This window comes from Paenibacillus sp. GCM10023252, from assembly GCF_042653305.1.
In the GTDB taxonomy this organism is placed as follows: Bacteria; Bacillota; Bacilli; order Paenibacillales; family Paenibacillaceae; genus Pristimantibacillus.
On record NZ_JBHSHW010000008.1, the window covers coordinates 24,891 to 50,921 of the forward strand.

Sequence of the window (26,031 nt, forward strand, 5' to 3'; positions counted from 1 at the left end):
TAATGGATGCTTTGTGTTAGAGAAAAGAAGGAAGCGAAAGATTATCGCTTCCACAATAAGTACAGGTATGCGTGTTCAGCTTAACAAGGATTAGGATAGTAAGGCGCACAATGTGCTGGATGCCAAACCCCTGTGCGTCTTAGGTGTGTAAGGCATCTCAGATAGTTCCATTTGCGTGTACTTGGTCTGGCTGTACCGAATTCTACCGTTTCATGCAACAGTACTTTTGGAGCTACATAAGTATTCTTCATGTTATCACCTCACTTTTCCTATAATTTATGATACATTTTGTATCAAGTCAAGTGTATTTATGAAAATAGCTTTTAATGCGTTTTCTTGCTATTTTGATAGGACCATAATAGCTTGTAGTGACCTTGCTCCTGTGTGACATAGCAAAGTTGATGCATACTAAACCTTCCAAACTTGCTCGCAAAAGTCTGCTCAACAGGGATCTGCACCACATTGTACATAGGCTCTGCTTCATCTGACATCTTCCAATGATCAAGCAGCACAGCTTCACCCAGCTCGAATTCAAACGTGTGGACGCCTAAATCCTGCATGAACACATGTGCACGGCTCTGAATATAGGAGTCCTTCTTGAAGTGCTCTTGCATCGCACTGTGAAACAGCTCCCAAGAGCTTCCGTAGTCTCCGTCTTGCTCAAGCTTGTAGAACTGCTCAACCAGCTTCTCTGCGGATTGATCCGTTCCTCCGGAATCTGTCCAGTCCGCCAGAGATCGCCAAGTGAGCCAGCCCATTAGCACTACCATGCCGAATAGAATGATTCTCCACCCTGCTGCGCCTCTTCTGCGCCTTCTCACCGTCCATTCCCCCTTGTCCACAAGCTACTTCAACTGTATGTGGGGGAGGAGAGGATTATAACCCGCAGTTACGGAGCCGAGGCAGCATCTATACCCGACTTCGCAATGACAGACTCTTGTACGCTAAGCTGCTCCTTAAGCAATTGATGAATACGATCTCGCTCCGCCTGAGCAACCTGATAATACCAGATACCGTTTATCATCTGACCTGTGCCTACCATCTCGACGGATTCAATCGTATTGAGGTTAGACCTATAGTCCGTTAGGAAGGCCTTCATCTCCTCGAACTTGATATTCGTCTTCACTGTGGTTCCCAGCTGGTCAAGAATAGATTGAATCTGAGTAATTGTAGAGAACTGCAGCGCGCTGCGCATCACCTGCGTTAAGACATCTCTCTGTCTGCTGTTGCGTCCAAAGTCGCCTCTAGGATCATCGTACCGCATCCGCGCATAAGCCAGGGCTTCTTTGCCGGATAACTTCAGTTCACCCTCGTCGAACTGTATCCCTTCATAGAAGAATTCGAATGGATTATGAACCTCAACCCCGCCAAGGAGATCAATCATTTGCGCAAAGCCTTCCATGTTCACTTTGATATAGTAGTCAATGGGGTAGTCCAGCAGATGCTCTGTCGTCTGCAGCGACATCTGCACCCCTCCGAAGGCATAAGCATGATTAATTTTGTCCATTCTGCCATGACCGATAATCTCAGTCCTCGTATCCCTCGGGATATTGAACATTAAGATCGATTTCTTCATTGGATTGACAGCAAGCACAATCATCGTATCAGAGCGCCCAGCATCATTCGCACGCTGGTCGACCCCAAGCACTAGCACCGAGAATGGTTTCTGCTTAGCGGGCATATCCGCTTCTGTCGGCACTTCCGGATCAACGCTGATGTATTCTTCCTTAGTAACAGGTTCGTACATGATCTCAGCTGTCTGCTTAACGGAGTGATAGAGATACCAACTGTATCCACCCAGTCCAGCAGCCGTTAGGATGAGAATCGAACCGCATATGATCAGTATCCGCTTGACCGTCTTAGTCATCTTGATCTCCTAGTGTCCCTTCTGCTCATTCTTCCTCGCTTGATAGGCTGTGAATAATTGTCTCATTCGTCTAGAATAGACGTGGCCATATAACCCAATCAGTGACTTGTGCTTATTCTGAGCAGTAGTAAGTTGAAAAGATGCGAAGTCTCGTGGAGGAAAAATCATATATCTGAGGTGTGCCACGCTGTGAGATAGTTGGTCGTAGGTCATAAAGGTGGAAAACATACGAAATAAATAATATTGCATATCCTTGACATCCGCTACCTGCTTGCGCATAAGCTGCAGGTCCCACAGAGGCCATCTCTTCTCCTCTGGAAGCGGCCTAGCGGCTCGAAGACTTGGGAACAAATCATACACATGCGTCAAGACAATAATCATCTTGGAGTAATTCCCGTCCCTCTTCGCTTGTTCGAATAATTCAGAGTAATCAATATGCTCAGCCTTGGTATACAGGAAGTGGACAATGTCTATGACATACTTCAGGGATAGAATGTGATGGTTGTAGCCATGCAGGCACAGATGATAGAACGTATGCTGTGTAGTCAATTCATGCACATAGCGATAAGGCAGCATTGGTTCTGCTTGCTCCCAGAGTGCATCTACCTGAGTATTCGATGTATGACCTCGCAGTATATTCCAATGGATCTCGACGCTGAGTGAATCGAATAACTGATTAGAGAATGACTTAGTGTATACTTGATGAAAATGTGCCGAGTCCGCTTCATCTTCCTTCTCGTAGCCAAGCTTCTCTAGAAGCTCGGAGGTTCGCTGCAAGTCCATCGGACGAATGAGCAAGTCAATGTCCGAGGTTCCTCTAGCGGATAAATGGCCAAAATAAGTCTCTGCTAGCTGGACTCCCTTAAGCGGTATTACATCAATCTGGAGCTCATCCATTCGTGAGAGCAGCCTTCTCATCTCACTGCGAATGAACAGATTGTTGAAGAATACACGTTCCGTCTTCATCTTAAGGGCTGCACTTATGAATTCGGGCACTTCATCCAGCAGTTCCTTACTCTTCAGCAAGTGATAGACTGGCGGAGAAATCTCGAACCGCTCTAAGTCCTCTAAGATCAACTGAGCCTCGTCTGTTGTGCTGAGCAGAGGGAGATTCGTATTATAGATTCGTTCGATGAAGGCTACTGTATGCATACTAATCTCCCTACCCTCTATTCACTTACCATGCTTATAATCTCTTCCCACTTCATGCTCAGCCTTACGATATCTTCCTCCACTAGCAGTTCGCCGGACTGCACTTCTATAATCTCTAGATCGGTGACCGCGCGAATGCTATGTCTCGTACCCACTGGAATCTGAATGACATCTCCCGTCTTGATGAGCTGATGCTGCTCGTTCATAATAAGCTCACCCTGTCCAGATATAACCGTCCATACTTCACTGCGCTGCATATGGTATTGGTAGCTTAAGTTCTTGCCCGCAGTAATGCAGATCCGCTTAGTCAATATTTCCCTGCCCTCAGGGTATTGAAGGAAATCGATGACCTTGTAATAGCCCCATCTGCGTTCCTCGTACATCGGCCTCTGATCCATTTGACCTGCAATCTCTTTGATTCTTGTACTCATGGATTTGTCCGACACGATAATTCCATCCGGACTTGCAGCCACAATTACATTAGACAAGCCAATAATAGAGATTGGTGTCTCTAGCTCATTAATGAGATGCGTATTCTCACAATCTGCAGTCATGCTCCCCTTGCCTAGTACAGATTGCTTCATCTCTCCGCTCAGCGTCGTCCAGGTACCGAGGTCCCGCCATTCTCCTTCATAGGGAATAACTGTAATGTGCTCGGCATTCTCAACGACCTCGTAGTCGAAGCTGTTCTTCTTAAGCTTCTTATATTGCTTGTGCATCTCATCATATTGAATAGGCAAGCCCATGCTCATGAGCATCGTAATCATCAGATCAAGCTTGAATGCGAACACGCCGCAGTTCCATAATGCTCCGTCCTGGATAAGCTGCCTTGCATCGGCTTCCTTCGGCTTCTCCTTGAAGGATGCCACTCTTCTATAGAGCCCTGAATGATCCTTGTGTTCGGTGGCAGGTACGATATAACCATAATTCTCAGAAGGAGCCGTCGGCCTTACTCCAATTAAGCTAAGGTCAGCTCCGCTTTCCTTCAAGGCAGGATCCAGCAGCTTCATGCTGTCGTAGAAGGATTGTTCCACATAGGGGTCAACAGGCATGATGACAACCGTCTCATTCAGAGATACGCCAGCTATGGAATATAGATAGGTCGAAGCGAGAGCAATAGCAGGGAATGTATCTCTGCGTTCAGGTTCAACGATCAGAGGAACATCTGTACCGAGCTGACTCTGCAAGACCTCGACCTGAGTTCTTCCTGTCGCAATATAGGAATGCTCAGCCAGACCTGCTTCCTCCAGTTGCCTCCACACTCGCTGTACCATTGATTCTGATCTACCTTCCGGCCCTTCAAGCACCGATAGGAACTGCTTGGAGCGGAAGTCATTAGATAATGGCCAGAGTCTCTTGCCTGAACCGCCTGACAACAGTATAATTTTCATCCTGTCCACCATCCTATTCTCTATCTATGTACAGCCTTAGTTGCTGCCCGCCGTCTTGCCATAATATCTATAGTAGAATGCATCCTTGTCCTTGCGCTTCTTGTTGTTAAGCACAGCACCAAGTACTCTGGCCTTCACATGCTCCAAACTGGCATATACCTTCTCAGCTTGACCGCGCTTCGTAGTTCCTACATTAATGACGAATACGACACCATCACACATGGATGCTACCACGAGGCCATCCGTTACGATTAGAGCAGGAGGCGCGTCGAATAGAATAATATCGAACTGGCCCTTCAGCTCTTCAATCAATGCCTTCATCCGCTTGGATCCAAGTATCTCGGATGGATTGGGCGGTGTAGGACCAGATCCTATGAACTCAAGATTATCAATCTTGGTCTCTCTTACTGCTTCCTGCCATGCCACTTGATTCGTCAGAATATTGGTTAATCCAATTTGATTGGATTGAGAGAACAACGCATGCAGCGACGGCTTTCGAAGATCAGCATCAACGACAAGCACTCTTTTGCCTTCCTGCGCATATGCCACTGCCAGATTGGCAATCGTCGTTGTCTTGCCATCCCCAGAATCAGCTGATGTGACGATAATGGTCTGTACGGGCTCATCAACCGATGAGAACTGAATATTGGTTCGAAGAGACCGGTAAGCTTCCGAGATTGGAGAATCTGGATTTAGATAGGTAATGAGCTTTTTATCATTGATTTGCCGGGACATATGTATTATCACCTGCCTGTATAGGATGTTTGTTTGATTTGGACCGTTTAGAGCTGCTGAAGTCGTTTTTTCCAATCATATTAATTGATGCAAGTGTAGGAATCTCTAGCAGGGTATTAACATCCTCTTCACTCTTAATCGTGTCATCCAGATACTCCATGAGGAATATCAAGCCAACGGATAACATCCCAGCAACGACAATGGAGATGAATATGTTAAGCTCTGGATTCGGAGCAATCGGGCCAACAAGCTCTTTGGGGTCAGCCTGATTAAGAATGGTCACATTATCTGCATACATGATTTTGGGAATTTCTGTTTTGAAGACCGTAGCTACGGCATTCACAGCCTCAGCAGCACGCTTGTAAGAAGTGTCTGTCATCTGGAGTGTCATCACTTGCGAGTCCATGGAGGTGCTGACCGATACCATGCCAATCAGCTCTTCTGAGGTAAGTCCAAGTGTAGGATACAATTCGACTACTTTGTTCATAATGGCCGGTGACTGGAAGATCTCAACATAAGTGTTAATGAGTAATAGATTTGTATTAATGGAATTCATATCGACCTCTTTGATTCCGCCGCCATAATCCGTAACACTATTTACAATTATTTTGGATGAAGCAGAATAGGTAGGTTGGATGAATGCGTAGCTGTACACACCGGTTGTTACACTGGCTACTAGAACAAAGGCGAGAATGAGCCACCATCGATTACGAATGATTTTGAAATAATTTTTCAGTTCCACGGGTTACCTCCAGTTTTTGTTTGTGAATTTTGTTTCAAGCCTTGATACAGCTTATGGACTTGAGATTGATGCGGATTCCTCCGCAGCACCTCTTCGTTCATTAGCTGGAGGAGCTTCACTTGGATCTTGTTCACTGGATAGAACCGAATGCCATGTTCATATAGACTCTCCAGCCTATGGCGCCAGCTTACTCGACCACATACGGTAAGAGGTATTCCGGCAATCTCGAACTGCAGTCGAACCATATAAGGCTCCCTAACAGGAAATCTAAGGTCTGAGACATAGGTAAGGCCATCCTGACTTATTTCTTGAATGTGAACGGTACATGATGATTCGGTTAACAAGGAGCCCTTGAGATCTAACAGCTGCAGGTTTGATTGGACGCCTTTTGTTAACTTAAGGCGAATTTTTGGTCGGGGATTGATTTTTTTCGAAGGTTGAATATCCATTATTCACTCCTCAGTTGGAACCAGTAGGACTATAGAACAGGTCATCTGGATATCCTTAGAGTATGATACATTTTGTATCTATTTGATAAACCTACTTTACGATACAATACGTAGCATGTCAAGTGATTTTCATGCATTATTTACAAATATGCGACGTTTTGTTGCAAGTTTTCTAAAATGAATGCATTCGTCTCGTTTACGTATTAATATAAATGTAACGGATGTAAGGAGGATGTAAGATGAGCATCGGTAGCCGCATTGCCGCATTGAGGGATGAGCGGGGATGGACACAGGAACAAACCGCTGGAGAGCTTGGAATATCTCGAGCAGCTTTATCGCATTACGAGAAGAATCGCAGGGAACCCGACACGGAGACCTTATCTAAGTTTGCTGACTTATTCAAAGTGTCTATCGATTATCTGGTCGGGAGAACCCTTAATCCTCATACTACCTTAACGGATGATATACGAGAGTTTGTTGATGAACTTGAGTTATCTAATGATGAACTGCTGGAGAAGTACAGCTTGAGTGTGGATGGACGCAAGTTGACGGCGGAGGAGACTAGACGGTTTATCGCTTTTGTTCGAGCGGAACGTCAGATGAACTAGCTTGCTCAGTGCTTGAGTCTTCTAATAAGTGTTTTTGCCAGTTTTCCAGAGGGATACCTAATTGCAGCAATATATCTGATAAGTTAAGCTCAATCGGTGTTTTCTCTTCGCTTCTTAGATTACTCTTTCCAATCATGGTTCCCCGGCTCCCATTCTATATCTCTATTTGTATGTAATGCCCCATATTTCCAAAAACATATGGCTATTATAACGAATAGGTCTTATGGAGTATGTCGGATGATGGAGGCAGTCCTCCACTTTTTTAGTGGCATTTTGTCGAATGATTGTTTTTTCGTGACATATATAGGTATAAATATTCGAACTCCCAAAGCGTATGAGAAGAAGCGCTAGCTTCATTATCCTGCTTTGTGGGTTTTTTTGTTCTTATAAGGTATGCACAATTTCATTAAATAGAATATATGATTCCTTGTTAGATACTATGTAACCGCTTAAATATTAATAGGCTAAGGCGCAAAAAGAGGCTGAGCAGATTATTCTGCTCAGCCTCTTATCCATGCCTCGATCCCTTAATTGCCGCCTACACGGGCCAGCTCTCTCATGTTGGCTTCGAATGCCGCAAGAAGCGCCTCATCGCCCTCAAGACCGGTCTCCTCGACCTTGTTAATCTGCTCAAGCATACGCTTGTAGTCCTTCGGAATGACCTTGACGAACTTGCTTAGCGAGCTCTCCCAGCCGTTCAATACTTCAGTACCAGGTGCCGAGCCAGTATACTGTACATGACGCTCAATCAGCGTGCGAAGCTCTGCTATATCTGCAGCGTTCTCCAGACGTTCGAGGAGAACCATCTCCAGGTTGCAATGCTTGTAGAACTCGCCTGACTGATCATAGATGTAAGCTACTCCGCCTGACATCCCCGCAGCGAAGTTCCTGCCTGTCTCACCGAGTACAACTACACGGCCGCCAGTCATATATTCACAGCCATGGTCGCCTACTCCTTCAACGACCACTTGTACGCCGCTATTCCGAACCGCGAATCGTTCGCCGGCAATGCCTCGAATATAAGCTTCCCCGCTCGTTCCGCCATAGAAGGCTGTGTTGCCAATAATGACATTCTCTTCTGCCGGGAAGGTTGCCTTCGGCGATGGAGCTACAATCAGCTTGCCGCCCGAGAGCCCCTTGCCCACATAGTCGTTCGAATCACCTTCGAGAGATAAGGTAATGCCCTTCGGTACGAAGGCGCCGAAGCTCTGTCCAGCTGATCCGACGAAGTGGAAGGAGATGGTGTCCTCTGGAAGCCCCTTCGCTCCATAACGCCGAGTAACTTCACTGCCGAGTATCGTTCCTACAACACGGTTCGTATTCAGGATAGGCAGTGTTGCTCTTACTTGCTCACCGCTCTCAAGAGCAGCTGCCGCAAGCGGGAGCAGCTGCTGCATATCAAGCGACAGCTCCAGTCCATGATTCTGCTCTTGCACGCAGTGACGAGCAGCCTCCTGCGATACCTCCGGCTGGTGCAGAAGCGGTGTCAGATCAAGACCCTTAGCCTTATAATGATCAACTAACACCTTCGACTCCAGAATATCAACCCGACCAACCATCTCATTGATGGTGCGGAAGCCAAGCTCTGCCATAATCTCACGAAGCTCTTCGGCAATGAAGCGAAGATAATTCACTACATGACTTGGATCACCCATGAACTTCGCACGGAGCTCAGGGTTCTGTGTCGCTACACCAACCGGGCAAGTATCCAGCTGGCATACACGCATCATTATACAGCCTAGCACGACAAGCGGAGCAGTGGAGAAGCCATATTCTTCTGCGCCCAGCAAGGCTGCAATTGCAACATCTCGTCCAGTCATCATCTTGCCGTCTGTCTCGACGGTAACGCGGTCACGAAGATTGTTGAGCATGAGCGTCTGATGCGTCTCCGCAAGCCCAAGCTCCCACGGCAAGCCCGCATGTCTGATGGAGCCCATAGGTGAAGCTCCAGTACCGCCGTCATAACCGCTGACCATGATTACATCCGCGCGTCCCTTAGCAACACCAGCAGCGATCGTACCTACACCAACCTCGGAGACCAGCTTCACATTAATTCTAGCACGAGGATTCGCATTCTTCAGATCATGAATAAGTTCAGCAAGATCTTCAATAGAATAGATATCATGATGCGGCGGAGGTGAGATTAGACCAACTCCAGGTGTAGAGCCGCGAACTTCAGCAACCCAAGGATAGACCTTACGTCCTGGCAATTGACCGCCTTCACCAGGCTTCGCGCCTTGAGCCATCTTAATCTGAATCTCATCCGCATTGACCAAGTAGTTGCTCGTGACACCGAATCGTCCGGAAGCGACCTGCTTGATTGCGCTTCGACGTGAATCACCATTGGCATCTGGAATGAAGCGGGCAGGATCCTCTCCGCCTTCACCCGTATTGGACTTACCGCCAAGGCGGTTCATCGCAATAGCTAGACTCTCGTGCGCTTCCTTCGAGATCGAACCGAATGACATCGCTCCAGTCTTGAACCGCTTCACGATCGTCTCGATGGATTCTACTTCATCGAGCGGCACGGAGTTGCGGTCCGAACGGAAGGACAGCAAGGAGCGCAGCGTCAGATGCTTCTTGTCTTCTCCTTGGATGAGTGCCGAGAACTTCTTGTACAGCTTGTAGTCATTCGCACGGGATGCCATCTGCAGCGTATGAATCGTCTGCGGGCTGAAGAGATGGTCCTCTCCATCCTTACGCCACTGATAATCTCCGCCGGAGTCCAGTTCCTTGTCCTTGCCCTCTTGTTCGGCGAATGCGCGATTATGATGCTTCAGCGTCTCCTCCGCAATGACATCAAGGCCAATTCCGCCGATTCGGGATGGCGTCCAGGTGAAGAACTCGTTAATTACGTCTTCCTTCAGACCGAGTGCTTCGAAGATCTGAGCACCCCGATAAGATTGAATCGTAGATATCCCCATCTTGGACAGAATCTTAACGACGCCCTTCGTAGCGCCCTTAATGAAGTTCTTAACCGCCTTATCGTGAGTAACTCCCCTGATCATGCCTTGACGGATCATATCATCAAGCGTCTCGAAGGCAAGATAAGGGTTAACAGCGCTCACGCCGTAACCAAGCAGCAATGCGAAGTGATGCACCTCACGCGGCTCGCCTGACTCGAGGAGCAGCGATACCTTCGTACGGGTTCCCTCGCGAATCAAGTGATGATGTAAGGATGATACCGCGAGTAATGCTGGAATAGCAGCATTCTCCGCATCTACACCTCGATCGGACAGGATGAGTATGTTATGCCCCTTAGCGATGACACGGTCAGCTGCTTCACACATCTGCTTAATCGCTGCGCGAAGCCCGGCTTCACCTTGATCAGCAGGGAAGAAGATCGGCAGTGTAATGGACTTGAAGCCAGGGCGGCGCACGTGACGCAGCTTGGCGAAGTCTTCATTAGACAGTATCGGAGTCTCCAGACGAATCTGTCTGCAGCTCTCCGGCTCTGGCTTCAGCAGGTTGCGCTCAGGTCCGATCGTTGTGCCAGTGCCCGTAATAATCTCTTCACGAATCGCGTCGATCGGCGGGTTCGTTACTTGAGCGAACAGCTGCTTGAAGTAGTTGTACAGTCGCTGAGGCCGTTCCGATAATACAGCGAGCGGAGCATCGTAGCCCATCGATCCGATCGGCTCTTCACCCTTGGTAGCCATTGGCTCAAGCACCTTGCGAAGATCCTCGAATGTATAGCCGAACGCCTGCTGTCTGGTCTGTACGGTATCATGGTCCGGCTCTGGAAGCTCAGGCGCGTCCGGCAGATCATCGAGTCCAACTAGATGCTCCTCCAGCCATTCGCTGTAAGGATGCTCAGCCGCGATAGAGGCCTTAACCTCCTCATCGGAGATGATGCGTCCCTCTCTAGTATCAACAAGCAGCATACGGCCAGGGCGAAGACGATCCTTATATAGTATATTCTCCGCAGGAATGTCAACCGTCCCTGCCTCAGAGCCTAGAATAATATGGTCGTCCTTCGTCACGTAATAGCGTGCTGGGCGAAGACCATTCCGGTCAAGAATCGCGCCAATCTGAACACCGTCCGTGAACCCCATTGCGGCTGGTCCGTCCCATGGCTCCATGAGTGTGCTGTGATATTCATAGAATGCCTTGCGCTCAGGACTCATCGCTTCATGCTTCGACCAAGGCTCTGGAACCATCATCATAGCGACATGCGGCAGAGAGCGGCCTGACAGGTGCAGGAATTCCAGCGTATTGTCGAACATAGCCGTATCCGAGCCATCCGGATTAATAATCGGCTTGATCTTCTCCATATCGGATCCGAACAATTCCGATTCGAACAGCGTCTGACGCGCATGCATCCAGTTGACGTTGCCGCGCAGCGTATTAATCTCACCGTTATGGATGAGATAGTGGAATGGATGAGCCCGCTCCCAGCTAGGGAAGGTGTTCGTACTGAACCGTGAGTGAACGAGTGCCATCGCTGTGACGACGGACTCATCATTCAACTCCACATAGAAGGAACGAACCTGCTCAGTTGTCAGCATGCCCTTATAGACGATCTTCTTGGATGACATCGAGGAGAAGTAGAACATCTCTCCGCCTTCCATGCCGGAATAGCGGATAGCAAGCTCAGCACGCTTACGAATGACATACAGCTTGCGCTCGAAGCTTAGATCATCCTTGAGCTCTGAATTGCGACCTATGAATACCTGGCGAACGTAAGGCTTAACCGCAAGAGCGGACGCCCCAAGCTTCTCATCATTAGTCGGCACGGTACGCCAGCCGATCATCGTCTGGCCTTCCTCCTGCACGATCTTCTCAAGTACCCGTTCCATCGCAGCTCTCAGCGACTCGTCATGCGGCATGAAGAGCATCCCTACGGCATAATTGCCTTCCGCAGGCAGCTCAATCTCAGCGCGCTTCAATTCAGCAGCGAAGAATGCGTGAGGGATCTGCAAGAGAATGCCTGCTCCGTCCCCTGTGTTCGGCTCGCTTCCTTGACCGCCCCGATGCTCCATATTCTCCAGCAGAGTTAATGCCTGGCGGATAATCGTATGCGACTTTCTACCTTTAATATTGGCCACAAAGCCCATTCCGCAAGCGTCTTTCTCGAATTGCGGATCATAGAGGCCTTGCTTCGGCGGCAATCCCAAAAATTTCTTTTTCATCTGTGTGTGCAACCTTTCTATCAGAAGATAATTGGGCATACATCCAAGCTTAACCTTCGTGCTGCATTCCATCCCTGCGCAGGTATTCCCGGATATCACGAACAACCGCGCGACAGCTCATGCGCTTTGTGCTTCATATTTGGCTTGTTTTATCATAGAATGGTAGTTAGCGAGGCACAGCGGCCTGCTTGATTCCATCCCTCACTTATGTGCCTTTCTTCCTTTAATGAAGCAGTGCACTTAAGTGTGACTATATCCCGGGCCGAATCCGCTATTACGCAGTTATTATGTTATTTTAACATCAGGGTATAAGGGAAGCAATTTAATATTTTTATGAATGCGATAAGGATATCTAACCGCCTTTCCTCACAAGGGTTGAATGATTATTAGTCTTTTTGAATTTTTATTCTATAATTATACCAGAAGGATGTGGAGTCGTTGCCTACCAAGTTCAGGAAATCTATATTCAGAGGTGCTGCAATACTCATCAGTGCAGCTGTCATGAGCGCAGCGTTCAGCCCCGTTGGAGGAATGTTAGCTGTCAATCAACAAGGGCCCGCAGCCTATGCGGCTGAAGCAGCGCCTTCTCAAGACGGCGTGTACCGCATCGTAGCGATTGGTGACTCCTTAACCGCGGGCTACGAGTATGGGATGGAGAACGAATCGAATCCAATCCCTTATGGCTATGTGGAGCATGTCTACGAGCAGGCTCTGTATCAGGGGCTTAGAACCGAATATGTCAATTATGGTGTAATCGGACTTACAACCGATGGACTGGCTTCCTTCTTAGAGGCTGCTGCTGATGGCAAGCCGCTAGACCCTTCCAAGGTCGTGAGCAAGGATCCTCGTGCCAAGCAGATTCTGGGACAATCCGCTCAGCTCGCTGCTGACCTGAAGCAGGCGGATCTCGTACTCCTGACGGTCGGAGCGAACGATGTGCTGCCTATCTTCAACCTCGTGACCAAGAAGGAAGAGGATGCCGCAGAGCAGCAAGAGAATCTGGAGCAAGGCAAGCAAGACCTTCAAGGTGTGCTGCACAATTACGAGCAGAAGCTTATGCAGTCTCTTCGAACGATAACTTCCCTTCAACCTAATATACATATCGTGACGTCCAATCAGTACCTTCCTGTTCCAGAGACGATCCAGGTTGCTAATTCAACGATACCTGTGTTCAGCAACCCTCAGATCTATCCGTTCCTCGTAGAGGCGGCCGATGAATTGCAGGTTCATCTGGACTCCGCTGTATCTGGGTTAGAGAATGAAGGAGTTCACCTTGATGTAGTTAATATGAGAGAGGCATTCCGGGGAAAAGAACTACTCTACATCAACTTCAAGAAAGGCGACATTCACCCTAACGCCAAAGGTTACGGAATTATGGGCAAAGCCTTCGCTGAAACGATATGGGGCGCATACAGAGCCGCTGCCCTGCCGAAGCCTCCTGCTCCTATTAACGTTATTGTTGGCGGCAAGGAGCTGATTACTCCATATAAGCCGGTTATTAAGGAAGGCCGCACCTTCGTCGCTATGCGTGATATTACAGACGCGCTTGGAGCGAAGCTTACGTGGAACCAGAAGTCGAAGACAGCCGTTGTCATCTCAGGCACGAGTAAGATCGAGATTACAATTGGCGCATCGACGATCAAGGTGAACGGTACAGCTGTCAAGCTTAAGACACCGCCGGCTTATCTCCAGAGAATCGGCTCCGAGAACAAGACGTATCTCCCCCTGCTTGCTATCTCAGAAGGACTGGGCTACCAAGTCGTCTATCGAGACAAGATGAAGACCGCCTTCATTAATAAGTAATCATTCTTCCCTTCAGAAGCAAAAAGAGCTGTCATCCATCGGCCAGGATACCAGGCTAAGGATGACAGCTCCTTTTATGTACAAAAGCTATCTCTGATTATAATCCTTCTCCAGCTGGCTGAGCTGCTCAAGCCCGCGCTCGGCCCATCGCTTCAAGCGATCAAGAGCTTCGATCTGCTGGCCTAGACACCGCTTCAGAGACTCATTGTATTCAGGAATGGCTCCTGTATACGCTTGAATGTCTCTCATGGGAACCGTTGTCTTCTCCGTGAAGCTGAGCGCACGGCGCTCATGGAACATGGCCACATCAGGATCATACGGATTATGAAGATCCCCTTGCTCCGGATGCTTCAGCACGGCCAGCACCTTAACAACTGCTCTTGGGCCGTACAATTCCACGATTTCACCAATGTATTGACCCGTTCTAACTTCTGCCTGCACGATACTTCCAATCGGTAGTTCCAACTGTTTATCCATGTTCCGCCTCATTCCTTCTCATTAAATGGCTCTATAGCGATTGTAACATTAAGGATCTGTAAATCCTCCTAAAATAATGAAATTAATTCTTGACAGTGAACCATCTTAATTTTTAGGATAAGTTAATCAAGATATGTAATGCAAGATGCAGGAATAAACTTGTGTTACCTCCTTGTACATCGTAATATGGAAATAGAAAAGTAGGTGAGTCTATGCGTAAGAAAAGGGTGCTTCTGCTCTCCGAGGGGTTCGGGTCAGGTCATACTCAAGCCGCTTATGCGCTTGCGGTTGGTCTTCGGCAGCTCTCCCCCGGCATCCAAACCAAGGTGATCGAGCTGGGCAAATTTCTTAATCCCGTGCTTGGACCATGGATTATCTCCGCCTACCGCAAGACCGTAAGCAAGCAGCCGAAGATGGTTGGGATGATGTATCGGAGCAATTACAAGAAGTCACTTAACCGATTCACGCAGCTTGCGCTGCATCGGATGTTCTATACCCAGACTTCACAGGTGATCACACAGCTCAAGCCAGATCTGATTGTCTGCACGCATCCAGTGCCGAATGCGGTGGTTGCCCGTCTGAAGCGATTAGGACTCGATATCCCGCTATACACCTTAATTACCGATTATGATGCGCATGGCTCCTGGATTAACCAAGAGGTTACGAAGTATCTGGTGTCCACCTCCTTAGTCAAGAAGAAGCTGACGGACCGCGGGGTATCGGCAACCCATATTGAAGTGACTGGCATACCCGTTCACCCTAACTTCTGGGAGACGTATGACAAGGACGCGAGCCGATTGCAGTTCAATCTGCTTCCTATGCCTACCGTACTTATCATGGGCGGTGGATGGGGCCTCATGTACGAGGATAACCTGGTTGATTATATGACGAAGTGGCGAGACAGCGTTCAGCTTATTTTCTGCGTTGGCAGCAATGAGAAGGTAAGAGAGAAGATGCTTGCAGATCCAATCTTCCAGCACCGCAATATACGCGTTCTAGGCTTCACCAGAGAAGTCAGCAAGCTCATGGACGTATCCGACCTGCTTATCACGAAGCCCGGGGGCATGACCTGCACCGAGGGCATGAGCAAGGGCATCCCCATGCTCTTCTACAGCCCCATTCCCGGGCAAGAGGAAGAGAACTGTGAATACTTCGTGCGTAACGGATTCGGAGAGCTGCTGGAGTCAGCAGAGACGGTCGACAAGTGGTTCGCACTCATTCAAGAGCCGTATGCATCAGGGCAATTCCGAAGGACGCTTGAAGCGAAGCGCAATCAACAATATAATCCCACGAGCTGTCCTAGCGCCGTCCTGCGGTTAATGCAGTGACGGTTTTTTTGGGATCAGAATGCTCCGCGACTCATGCCGAATGAAGACTGTTCACAGCGACTGCTCCCGAATAACGGACCGCTCTTCCGGTTATAGTTACCCTATAGCACTCAAGCTTATTAGACTACATAACGAGGGAGTCGATACTCATGAATCATCAAGCAATGGACGGCAAGACTGTCATTATCCGAATTGAGCTTGAGACCCGCCTTGCTCACTTCGGCCGTGCAGCTACAGCCATTGAGCAAGCAGGAGGGGATATCATTGCGATTGATGTCATCCAGACGAACAGAGATCGATCGGTACGCGACCTGACGGTCAAAATATCCGAAGTAGGCTCAGTGGAGCGTATTAGCGACGCGATTCGCACCTTGCCTGGTATTAAGCTAATCAATATGTCAGATCGAACCTTCCTGCTTCATCTAGGTGGTAAAATTACGATTCAGCCTAAGACACCTATCAAAAACCGTGATGATCTGTCCAGAGTGTATACACCTGAGGTAGCTCGAGTGTGCGAGGCAATCCACGATGATCCTTCCAAGGCCTATTCATTAACGATTAAGCGCAACACGGTTGCAGTTGTATCCGATGGAAGCGCCGTGCTCGGACTAGGGAATATTGGACCTTATGCAGCCATGCCTGTCATGGAGGGGAAGGCCATGCTGTTCAAGCAGTTCGCGGACGTCGATGCATTCCCCATATGTCTAGACACGCAGGACACGGAGGAGATTATTGCTGCTGTGAAGGCAATGGCACCTACATTCGGCGGCATTAATCTCGAGGATATCGCCTCCCCGCGCTGCTTCGAGATTGAAGAACGGCTTCGCCAGGAGCTGGACATCCCCGTCTTCCATGATGATCAGCACGGAACGGCTGTCGTGCTCTATGCCGGATTGCTGAACGCGCTCAAGCTGACAGGGCGCAACCTTAGCGATGCCCGAATCGTTATATGTGGTATAGGAGCTGCAGGTACAGCTTGTACGAAGATGCTTCTCGCCGGAGGAGCGAGGCATATTATTGGAGTAGACCGCGACGGCATTCTCCAGTCTGATCAGACTTATTCGAATCCGACTTGGCAATGGATGGCCAGTCATAGCAATGCCGAGGGCAAGCGCGGAGGGCTAACCGAAGCGGTGCAAGGGGCTGATGTATTCATCGGTGTGTCTGCTGGCGGCATCCTCACGAGAGCACATGTGGAGAGCATGGCTGCTGATCCTATCATTATTGCCATGGCCAACCCTGAGCCCGAGATTCGTCCCGAGCTCATAGAGGATATTGCTGCCGTTATTGCAACAGGCCGATCTGATTATCCGAATCAGATTAATAATGTGCTATGCTTCCCCGGTATCTTCCGAGGTGCTCTCGATTGCAGAGCTACTGTCATTAACGAGGAGATGAAGCTGGCTGCAGCACAAGCCATCGCATCGGTTATCGGAGACGAGCTGAACCCCATGTACATTATTCCGAGCGTATTCAATACGAGAGTAGTGGAGGAGGTTCGCAAGAGCGTCATTGCTGCTGCCCAGAACAGCGGCGTTGCTAGAAGGCAGCCGCGGGAATAATGCTGGAATTAATTAAGCAGGGGATTATTACGGAATTGTTAACAAGAGCGCTTAATCATCCTATATAATAACTATGGACTATTGTAATCTTAAGAATGATCCATAATAATATGAAGAGTTAGTAAATAAGTGGATAATGTGGCAAGGATTATTGCCCCCTCTTGTTCGATATTGTACCATTCACAAGGTACCTATTAATCGACTACTAGAGGAGGCAGCTCCAATGGCCGCACCCATTCAATCTTCTAACCCGCATATCCCTCAGCTGCAGCTCGTGCGTGCAATGGCGATCATCGGTGTCTTGTCGGTGCATGCCACAGCTTCGGCTACGGTGACGATGAAGAATTCGGGCGCTTATTTTATCTACAGCGCTGCTAACATCTTCATGAAGTTCGGCACGCCGACCTTCATTCTGCTTAGCAGCTTCGTCCTGTTCTACAGCTATTATTGCAGGCCGATCACGATGACGTTAATAACCAGCTTTTATAAGAAGAGACTGCTCTATATCATCCTGCCGTATGTATGCTTCTCACTGATCTACTTCTTAATTGTTCAATACGTAACGCATACACCTGTCTTCACTCGGGACAGTCTGGACAGCTTGTGGACGAAGCTGCTGACTGGCAAGAATTATGCCCATCTCTACTTCGTATTCATCAGCATCCAATTCTACTTGCTCTTCCCGCTGTTATTGTGGCTTGCCAGAATGGTTCCGAGATTCGCTTATGCGCTCATTCCGATCGGGTTCGCGGTACAATGGGCATTCGTCCTGTACAATAACTACGTAGAGCTCGTTCCGAACAAGGGAAGCTGGTCGCTCTCTTACTTCTCGTATTATATGACTGGCGCAGCGCTTGGCATCTACTATCCTAGATTAAGAGAATGGGTGAAGAGCAGCTCGAATAAGCATAGGGCTTCGCTCCTCTCCCTGTCCTTGTGGGCCATCTGGCTGGGGGCAGCCGCTGTCCATGTGCTAATGTGGTACAACGCTCGACTGTACGCCGTGTTGTATAATCCGATGCTGTACGAAGCTATGTGGAACCTGCATTCCCTCACTTCCGCTCTGGTCCTGCTGCAGCTGGCGTTCCTCTTGTACAGAGAGAAGGCATGGCTAACGCCGCTGCTTAGCAATCTGGGGGAGCTGAGCTTCGGAATCTATCTCGTTCATCTCGTCTATCTGCTAGCTTATGAGAGGGGCATTCCTGCTCCGTCAACAGGTATTGCCGTCCATCTATGGTACCTTGGCGGGTTCATCCTCATGCTGGCCGCTTCATGGGCAACAGTTGCCGTTGCAGCACGTTATATCCCGCAGGCTTGGATCTTATTGGGCAGACTGCCCAGAGCTAAGGCTGTGAGGAAGAACAAGGAAGCGGAACATCAACTTATTACTATGACTTAGGAGTGTACTTATGGCTATATCTCGTCGCAAAATAACCTGGATTGCTCTTCCAGCAATCCTGCTCATTGCTGCTGCTGCCGCAGTATGGTACTGGCAGAAGCAGCATTCAACCGTTAATGAACATAATAGACAAGTTCTCACCCCGGTTGTCTCCACCGACAATATTAGCAAGGAATACGATGTTATCGTGGCAGGAACAGATCCTGAGGGGATAACGGCCGCGATCTCGGCTGCTCGCAACAACCTGAAGGTGCTGCTCGTAGATGGCAGAGACCGGGACATTCTTGGCGGACTCATTACGCTTGGCTGGCTTAATTCCTTAGATCTTAACGAATCACCGGTAGAGCCTGCTATTCCAGGGCAGCTGAACTTCCTGGACAAGGGAATCTTCCAGGAATGGTACGATCAATTGGAGGGCACCTCCGTTGATACAACCTCCGCAGCTAACGTATTCTACTCCATGGTTAAGGACGAGCCTAATATTGATCTGCTGCTGAAGACTCAGTCGATGAAGCCGCTGACGGAAGCCGGCACGGACGGCCATACAGCGGTGACTGGACTTGAAGTCGTCCTGGCGGACGGAACGAAGCAAGAGATGCGGGCCAAGGCGGTTATTGATGCTACCCAAGACGGCGACATTGCCGCTGCAGCAGGAGCGCCGTACACGATCGGCCATGAAGACCTTGGCGATCCTGACGCGCAGATGGCGGTTACTCTCGTCTTCAAGATGAGCGGCGTTACCCAAGAAGTATGGGACTCGTTCAAGAGGCGCACAGATGGGACTAACATTGATAAGATGAGCGCCTGGGGCTTCGGTGCAGCTAAATATTATAAGTCAACGGATCCGGAGCGTGTTGGCCTAAGAGGTCTGAACATCGGCCGGCAGAATGACGAGACGATCTTAATTAATGCGATGCATATATTCGGAATTGATCCGTTGAATCCGGAGTCTATCAAGAAAGCATTCGCAATTGGCCAGAAGGAAGCTCCTCTCATTGTCGAACACCTGACGAGCACCTTCCCGGAGCTTAAGGGTCTGAAGTTCGCGGGAACGGCTCCCGAGCTGTACGTGAGGGAGACACGCCATATGATTGGCGAGTACCGCCTCACAACCGCCGATCTGATGGAGAATCGCGATCACTGGGATGCAATCGCCTATGGCTCCTATGAAGTTGATATCCAGCGTACCAGCAATGCCGATCACGGCGCTGTCGCGATGGTTCCCAAGCAGTATGGCGTACCCTTCCGCGCACTCGTGCCGAAGAAGGTCGACGGACTTGTCGTCGTAGGACGAGCAGCAAGCTTCGATACCATCCCGCATGGCAGCGCACGTGTCATCCCGCTCGGCATGGCAACCGGCGAGGCAGCCGGAGCGGCAGCCAAGCTGGCTATTGAGAAGGGCGTATCCTTCCGTGAGCTGTCCCAGTCCAAGGAGGATATCGCCGAGCTTCGAGAGCTGCTGACGAAGCAAGGCATGGATCTGAAGATGAACAGCTTCGAGAAGCCGGCTTATACGCAGCATAAGGACTACCCGGGCTTGCTAGCGGCAGTAAGCATGTATGTCGCAATTGGAGGCTACGACAATGATCGCTGGCAGCTAGATGCAGATTCCAATGCGAAGCGGTTCATGAACAACATGCTCCGCGTACACAAGGTTCATCGCTCCGCATTCCCAGGCGACCCATCTGTGTCTGTCAACAAGCTTGATAAGCCGGAGGAGCAACCGCTGACCCTGGCACAAGCTGCTCTGACCATATGTGACGCTTCGAACATTAAGAGTACGTTAGCCGGTGCGGTGAATGAGCTGACAAGCCGCGGCTGGTTGAAGCAAGAGACGATAGACGGCATTAAGGATAAGAACAAGCTGACGAATGGTAATGCTTTTATGATTATTCGCGATATTGTGGAATATCAAGCTGGCGTGGTGTACCAATAACGCTGTACCATTAACGTAGTAGCAATAACGAGTAAGAGCTGTCCGCAGGCGGACAGCTCTTCTTCTTTTTTGTCATAACAAATGCAGACCTATAGTGCACTTCCGCCGAATAAGAATCGGTATTCCCAATGTGTACCTGCCATGCTGCTGATTCTTACTCCGCCGCTCTCCTTGGAATAGGTGTGCAGCACCTTGCCGTCACCTAGGTAGATGCCGTCATGGGTGATGGACTGCTTCGACTTGTTAATTCCAGCATAGGAGGAAGCCTTCGAGCCTCGATAAGACATGAAGAAGATGATATCTCCCCGCTTCAATTGCCGCCAGTCCGTGACCGCTGCCCCTCTATTCTTGACGAACTCTCCTTGCCCTCTCGAGTCCGCCGGTAGCTTCAGTCCAGCACCATCGAGGAAGGCTTGCCTCACGAAGTCTGAACAGTCGAAGGTTGCCGTAGAATTACGATCAGATCCGTATTCGTACGGTGTGCCTAGATACTTCATTCCTGCTGAGATGACCTTCTCCACGCTGCCTTGGATGGGACCAGGCGAAGGTGTTGGAGAAGGGGCAGGGCTCGTCCCGCCGTTCACCTGTATGTACTCGCTGCTTGAGCTGACATACCCTCTCTTGCCGCTTGCATCCTGTACTTCATACCAGTAGGCATTAGGCGAGCTGATCACTTGCACCTTCTCCCCCGCTTGCAGATAACGAATGCGGGCTGCGTCCGTGGACGGACTCGTTCGGAAGGACACTGAGCGTATAATTACAGCGCTGCCGCTCGTATTGCCAGTCTGACTGGATAACTGAATATAACCTTCACCAGCTGTAACATAACCTACTCTGCCTGATGTATCTTGGGCTCTGTACCAATAGTCATTCACCTTCTCAATGATGGAGAGGGGCTCACCTGGCTTCAGCGTACGGATAATCGATGCAGATGCGGAAGGCTCTGTCCGGAAGTTCACCGACTGCTGAACGGTCGCTGTCTGTGCAGCTAGAGCGGCAGGAATGGATATCGATCCGAATACTAGTGCAGTTGTTAATGTAGCAGTAATAAGCTTACCTCGAATCGTACGGCTTGGCATGAGAGCATAGCCTCCTAATGGGGGTTATTAGTAATGCTGCTCTCATTGTAGATTCGACGCCGTTAGACAGACATCCACCCTTATTCCTAATTGATCGATTGTTGATATGAGTCCAATGAATCATGGACTTCATTCCTCATGAACGAAGAGGCACCTCAGCATGCAGGTGCCTCTTCCTTGTAATCATCTATCTAAGCTAAGCTCTCACTACATTCAGGCATTCATGGAACACCCTCATATCCTATAGTTGGTCTCCAAGGAAATGGATGGGTCTAAGGAACTACTGAAGATGCATTATCCATCAGAGGAAACATTTACTAACCCTGCGAATTAGCTCTTATGTCCATCCAATGCCGGATAGTGTTCTTCATCCAGAGGCTCGACATGGACGTGTACGCTCATAATATTATGCTTCTTCTCCATTCGATGTTCGATCTCGTCACTAATTCTATGACTCTCAATTAAGGTCAGATCAGGACTTACCTGCACGATGACATCAATGAGAACATGGCTCCCGTGTATACGCGCCTTAATATCCTTAATCGACTTCACACCTTGGGTTCGTTCGATCGTCGAGCGCAAGCTGCTTAATCTATTCTCATCGAAGCCGTCAGTTAGGGCATGCGTTGAGGAGTAGAAGATCTCCCACGCGGTCTTGCAGATGATCACTCCAACTGCAACTGCAGCTACAGGATCCAGCCACGGCAGTCCAAGCTGAGAGCCTATAATACCAATAGCAGCTCCGACGCTCACGAGCGCATCGGATAGATTGTCCTTGGCAGCAGCTAGCAGCGCTTGGTTGTTAATCCGAACAGCCAGTCTCCGGTTATAGATGTACACCCCTGCCATACAGGCCGCGGCGAATAGCGCAACCCATGCGGAGGTAAGCTCAGGTGCTTCACCTGCGCCCTTGTACAGCGACTTAACAGCGCTAATCAACACTTGGATACCGACCGTTGCCATAATGAAGGAGGCAATTAACGCTGCAATCGTCTCCGCACGGAAGTGGCCATAGGGATGGTCCTCGTCCGGCGGCTTCTGCGAGATACGCAATCCTATTAACACGGCAAGGGATGCCACAATATCCGTCAGATTGTTGAAGCCGTCCGCTACGAGCGCACCTGAAGCGAACCAATAACCGCTCGTCAGCTTCAGAGCCGATAAGGCCAAGTATGCGCCGATGGAGATCCAGGCTCCCTTTTCCCCTTGCTTGATTTCTTGATACTGATCCAGTTTCCGTACCTCCCTAGCTAGCTGTATGCCTGTCGTTCTTACCTTCTTCTACGAATCCAATAAAGGTATCATACCTGACGATTCCTGTGTGGGTCTAGAGAAACAGTGTTGACCTTCTGCTCGCTTTTATGCATAGAGGCAACATATGTGAGCTTGTCCAAGTTGGGATTCCATGGGAATCTATTCGAATATCCATACGAAACCATGCCATTCCATCGTAATCAAGCTAGTCCTGCAGGTCCATCGTTAGATTGCCCAGATCAGCACTAAATTATGGGATTATAGATGCTGATGCACGTCCATACCATTAAAAAAAGCTGCACCCCGGGTTCGTCACCCAAGATGCAGCTAAGTTGTTCAATTAGACAGCGTACATACGCTCGCGGAGCTCCTTCACTTCAGCGCTCTCCAGATATTCATCATAAGTCATTAACCGATCAATGATGCCATTCGGTGTAATCTCAATGATCCGGTTCGCAATCGTCTGTACGAACTGATGGTCATGGGAGGTGAAGAGTACGGTGCAATCCGTATCGGTCAGCCCATTGTTAAGTGCCGTGATCGACTCCAGGTCCAAGTGATTGGTAGGCTCATCCATGATGAGGACGTTCGCGCCACTAAGCATCATCTTGGACAGCATGCAGCGTACCTTCTCTCCTCCGGACAGGACGCTCGCCTTCTTCATCGCCTCATCACCGGAGAACAGCATACGGCCGAGGAAGCCGCGGATGAACGTCTCATCCGGGTCCTTGGAGTACTGGCGAAGCCATTCGACCAAGGTCAGGTCAGAGTTCTCGAAGTACTCCGCATTGTCCTTAGGGAAGTAGCCCTGAGTCGTCGTTACCCCCCATTGATACGTCCCAGAATCGGCTTCAAGCTCACCCATCAGCAGCTGGAACAATACGGTCTTCGGAAGGCCATTAGGACCTACGAATGCGATCTTGTCCCCCTTGTTAATCGCCAAGGTCAGGTTGTCGATGACCTTCTCACCGTCAATGGTCTTCGTGAGGCCGTCAACGAGCAGCAGAGACTTGCCTGCTTCCCGCTCTCCCTTGAAGTTAATGAATGGATACTTACGGGACGAAGGACGAATGTCATCAAGTGTAATCTTATCTAGCAGCTTCTTACGAGAAGTGGCTTGCTTCGACTTCGACTTGTTGGCGCTGAAGCGCTGAATGAACGCTTGCAGCTCCTTCATCTTGTCTTCCTTCTTCTTGTTCTCGCCGCGCATCAGCTGCAGAGCAAGCTGGGAAGACTCGTACCAGAAGTCGTAGTTGCCGACATACATCTGAATCTTGCCGAAGTCAATGTCCGCAATATGCGTACAGACGGTGTTCAGGAAGTGACGATCATGGCTGACTACGATAACGGTGCCTTCATAGTCGGCAAGGAAGTTCTCTAGCCAACGAATGGATTCAATGTCCAAGTGGTTCGTAGGCTCATCGAGCAGCAGTATGTTCGGATCGCCGAACAATGCTTGGGCCAGCAAGACGCGGACCTTCTCATTGCCGCCCAGCTCAGCCATCTTCTTGTCATGCATATCCGGTGTAATGCCAAGTCCGTTCAGCATGCCTGCTGCTTCGGATTCCGCTTCCCAGCCATTCATATCGGCGAATTCCGCTTCCAGCTCGCCGGCACGCATACCGTCCTCATCGGTGAAGTCTGCCTTCGCGTAGAGGGTGTCCTTCTCCTTCATGACATCATAGAGCTTCTTGTGGCCCATAATGACGGTCTCAAGCACCGCGAACTCATCGTATTCGAAGTGGTTCTGCTTCAGTACAGCGAAGCGTTCGCCTGGTGTAATATGCACTTCTCCGCTCGTCTGCTCGACTTCACCGGAGAGAATCTTGAGGAATGTAGACTTGCCAGCGCCATTCGCGCCGATGAGACCGTAGCAATTGCCCGGTGTGAACTTAATGCTTACATCTTCAAAAAGCGCCCGCTTCCCAAATCGAAGCGTAATGCCGCTTGTACTAATCATAGTATGGATCCCGTCCTTCTTCATCGAATCTCGTTAATCTCGAACTATTATAGCATAAATGGTGCAAGAAGTAGCGTATTACTGGCTATTCCCAGTGCAGCTTCACTTCATGGCCCGTTCTGGATGATTCATAGATCGCATCGAGAATTCGATTATTCGTATAGCCGGTAATCGCAGAGGTAATCGGCTCCCGTCCCTCCAGCACACACTCTACGAAGTGTCTGCTAAGCAGCGTCCGGTCCATCTCACCCTCAAGCGGCTGAATATCCGACTCAATGACCTCGTCATTGGCATGGGTCACATAACGTCCGCTCGATCCATACAAGGTAATTCCGCCCTGCGTGCCCATGAGATGCAGATAAGGATCCTCCGTCAACGCAGCTACATGTGCAGCCCAGCTGACATCCAGCGCCAGCGTCGATCCGTTGTCCATCTTAATGAGAGCGGAGGCCAAGTCCTCCACGTCATAGTAGCCTTCCCAGTTGGGCGTGCCCCATGTCCCGATCCCTTGCTTCTGCGGCCCGAATTCCGCATACGTAGAGCCGTAGACAGAGATCGGCTTCGGATTGCCCATGAAGTAGAGGGCGAGATCGAGCATATGAACCCCGATATCAATGAGCGGTCCTCCGCCCGATTGATCCTTGCGAGTGAACCAGCTGCCCCAGCCGGGTATCCCCTTCTTGCGCATCCAGCCTGCCTTCGCATTATAGATGGTACCTACATCACCCTTGTCAATCTTCTGCTTAATGGCCCTTGAGATGGCCGACCAGCGCATCTGATGCGCCATCATAAGCACCTTGCCGGACTTCAGCTTCTCTTCCACAATCGCCTTGGCGGATTCAGAGTCGATAGCCATAGGCTTCTCCAGCAGCACGTGCTTGCCTCGCTGCAGCGCTTCAATGGCAAGCGGAGCATGCGACTGATTGGGCACGGCAATAACAACGGCGTCAATAGACTCATCCTTAAGCAGCTCCCCTGGGCTGCCATATACGACGGGGATATGGTGCTCCTGTGCCCGCTTCTGTGCGAGCGGGAGATAGATATCTGTTACGGCAGCAAGCTCTACCTCTGGTATTCCTTCGAATACTTCCATGTGAACCTTGCCGATTCCTCCAGCTCCAATCATACCGAGCCGAATCGGTGAATGCGTCATGCGT

At 49.6% G+C, this 26,031-nt stretch carries 19 protein-coding genes; 6 read left to right on the top strand and 13 right to left on the bottom strand.

Going from position 1 to position 26,031, the window contains the following annotated elements; all coding sequences use genetic code 11:
* Positions 1-323 precede the first annotated feature (323 nt).
* The 7 genes from ACFO9Q_RS05075 to ACFO9Q_RS05105 form a co-directional block, all read right to left on the bottom strand.
* Entirely contained in the window at positions 324-821 is a 498-nt protein-coding gene (locus ACFO9Q_RS05075) for a hypothetical protein (protein WP_379179357.1), read from the bottom strand.
* Between the two features lie 68 nt (positions 822-889).
* Complete coding sequence (locus ACFO9Q_RS05080; RefSeq protein ID WP_379179360.1) at positions 890-1,867, bottom strand: LCP family protein; 978 nt, start codon at positions 1,865-1,867, stop codon at positions 890-892.
* 9 nt (positions 1,868-1,876) lie between these two features.
* Positions 1,877-3,019 carry a nucleotidyltransferase family protein gene (locus tag ACFO9Q_RS05085; RefSeq protein WP_379179362.1) on the bottom strand — a complete coding sequence of 381 codons (1,143 nt, stop codon included), beginning with the start codon at positions 3,017-3,019 and terminating at the stop codon, positions 1,877-1,879.
* A gap of 17 nt (positions 3,020-3,036) precedes the next feature.
* On the bottom strand, positions 3,037-4,410 hold the full coding sequence (locus tag ACFO9Q_RS05090) for a sugar phosphate nucleotidyltransferase (protein WP_379179365.1): 1,374 nt from the start codon (positions 4,408-4,410) through the stop codon (positions 3,037-3,039).
* Positions 4,411-4,446: 36 nt separating this feature from the next.
* Positions 4,447-5,145, bottom strand: a complete 699-nt coding sequence (locus ACFO9Q_RS05095; RefSeq protein WP_379179367.1) for a CpsD/CapB family tyrosine-protein kinase — start codon at positions 5,143-5,145, stop codon at positions 4,447-4,449.
* Positions 5,126-5,887, bottom strand: coding sequence for a YveK family protein (locus ACFO9Q_RS05100; RefSeq protein WP_379179369.1), 762 nt, complete (start codon positions 5,885-5,887; stop codon positions 5,126-5,128). Before ACFO9Q_RS05100 ends, ACFO9Q_RS05095 begins: the two co-directional genes overlap by 20 nt.
* The gene (locus ACFO9Q_RS05105) at positions 5,878-6,336 is read right to left on the bottom strand and encodes a PilZ domain-containing protein (protein ID WP_379179371.1); all 459 of its coding nucleotides are present in this window, start codon (positions 6,334-6,336) and stop codon (positions 5,878-5,880) included. Before ACFO9Q_RS05105 ends, ACFO9Q_RS05100 begins: the two co-directional genes overlap by 10 nt.
* Before the next feature lie 239 nt (positions 6,337-6,575).
* Between ACFO9Q_RS05105 and ACFO9Q_RS05110 the strand changes: the two genes are divergently transcribed.
* Positions 6,576-6,944 carry a helix-turn-helix domain-containing protein gene (locus tag ACFO9Q_RS05110; RefSeq protein WP_379179373.1) on the top strand — a complete coding sequence of 123 codons (369 nt, stop codon included), beginning with the start codon at positions 6,576-6,578 and terminating at the stop codon, positions 6,942-6,944.
* Between the two features lie 527 nt (positions 6,945-7,471).
* Here the strand turns inward: ACFO9Q_RS05110 and gltB are convergent.
* The gene (gltB, locus tag ACFO9Q_RS05115; protein WP_379179375.1) at positions 7,472-12,076 is read right to left on the bottom strand and encodes a glutamate synthase large subunit; all 4,605 of its coding nucleotides are present in this window, start codon (positions 12,074-12,076) and stop codon (positions 7,472-7,474) included.
* Between the two features lie 438 nt (positions 12,077-12,514).
* On the opposite strand from gltB, the gene ACFO9Q_RS05120 reads away from it, so the two are divergent.
* Complete coding sequence (locus ACFO9Q_RS05120; protein WP_379179377.1) at positions 12,515-13,879, top strand: stalk domain-containing protein; 1,365 nt, start codon at positions 12,515-12,517, stop codon at positions 13,877-13,879.
* Between the two features lie 87 nt (positions 13,880-13,966).
* On the opposite strand, the gene kapB is transcribed toward ACFO9Q_RS05120, so the two are convergent.
* Positions 13,967-14,356, bottom strand: a complete 390-nt coding sequence (gene kapB / locus ACFO9Q_RS05125; RefSeq protein ID WP_379179379.1) for a sporulation phosphorelay system protein KapB — start codon at positions 14,354-14,356, stop codon at positions 13,967-13,969.
* A 212-nt stretch (positions 14,357-14,568) separates the two neighbouring features.
* Between kapB and ACFO9Q_RS05130 the strand changes: the two genes are divergently transcribed.
* The 4 genes from ACFO9Q_RS05130 (at position 14,569) to ACFO9Q_RS05145 (ending at position 20,581) form a co-directional block, all read left to right on the top strand.
* Positions 14,569-15,684: an MGDG synthase family glycosyltransferase gene (locus tag ACFO9Q_RS05130; RefSeq protein WP_379179381.1), complete on the top strand. Its 1,116-nt coding sequence runs from the start codon at positions 14,569-14,571 to the stop codon at positions 15,682-15,684.
* Between the two features lie 149 nt (positions 15,685-15,833).
* Positions 15,834-17,246 carry an NAD-dependent malic enzyme gene (locus ACFO9Q_RS05135; RefSeq protein ID WP_379179383.1) on the top strand — a complete coding sequence of 471 codons (1,413 nt, stop codon included), beginning with the start codon at positions 15,834-15,836 and terminating at the stop codon, positions 17,244-17,246.
* A 223-nt stretch (positions 17,247-17,469) separates the two neighbouring features.
* Complete coding sequence (locus ACFO9Q_RS05140; protein ID WP_379179385.1) at positions 17,470-18,645, top strand: acyltransferase; 1,176 nt, start codon at positions 17,470-17,472, stop codon at positions 18,643-18,645.
* Positions 18,646-18,655: 10 nt separating this feature from the next.
* Positions 18,656-20,581, top strand: a complete 1,926-nt coding sequence (locus ACFO9Q_RS05145; protein WP_379179387.1) for an FAD-dependent oxidoreductase — start codon at positions 18,656-18,658, stop codon at positions 20,579-20,581.
* An 89-nt stretch (positions 20,582-20,670) separates the two neighbouring features.
* Here ACFO9Q_RS05145 and ACFO9Q_RS05150 read toward each other — a convergent pair whose 3' ends face one another.
* The 4 genes from ACFO9Q_RS05150 to ACFO9Q_RS05165 form a co-directional block, all read right to left on the bottom strand.
* The gene (locus tag ACFO9Q_RS05150; RefSeq protein ID WP_379179389.1) at positions 20,671-21,660 is read right to left on the bottom strand and encodes an SH3 domain-containing protein; all 990 of its coding nucleotides are present in this window, start codon (positions 21,658-21,660) and stop codon (positions 20,671-20,673) included.
* A 330-nt stretch (positions 21,661-21,990) separates the two neighbouring features.
* A complete protein-coding gene (locus tag ACFO9Q_RS05155; protein WP_379179697.1) occupies positions 21,991-22,893 on the bottom strand; it encodes a cation diffusion facilitator family transporter in 903 nt (300 codons plus the stop codon).
* A gap of 361 nt (positions 22,894-23,254) precedes the next feature.
* Entirely contained in the window at positions 23,255-24,874 is a 1,620-nt protein-coding gene (locus tag ACFO9Q_RS05160; RefSeq protein WP_379179391.1) for an ABC-F family ATP-binding cassette domain-containing protein, read from the bottom strand.
* Between the two features lie 85 nt (positions 24,875-24,959).
* Positions 24,960-26,027, bottom strand: a complete 1,068-nt coding sequence (locus ACFO9Q_RS05165) for a Gfo/Idh/MocA family protein (RefSeq protein WP_379179393.1) — start codon at positions 26,025-26,027, stop codon at positions 24,960-24,962.
* Positions 26,028-26,031 lie beyond the last annotated feature (4 nt).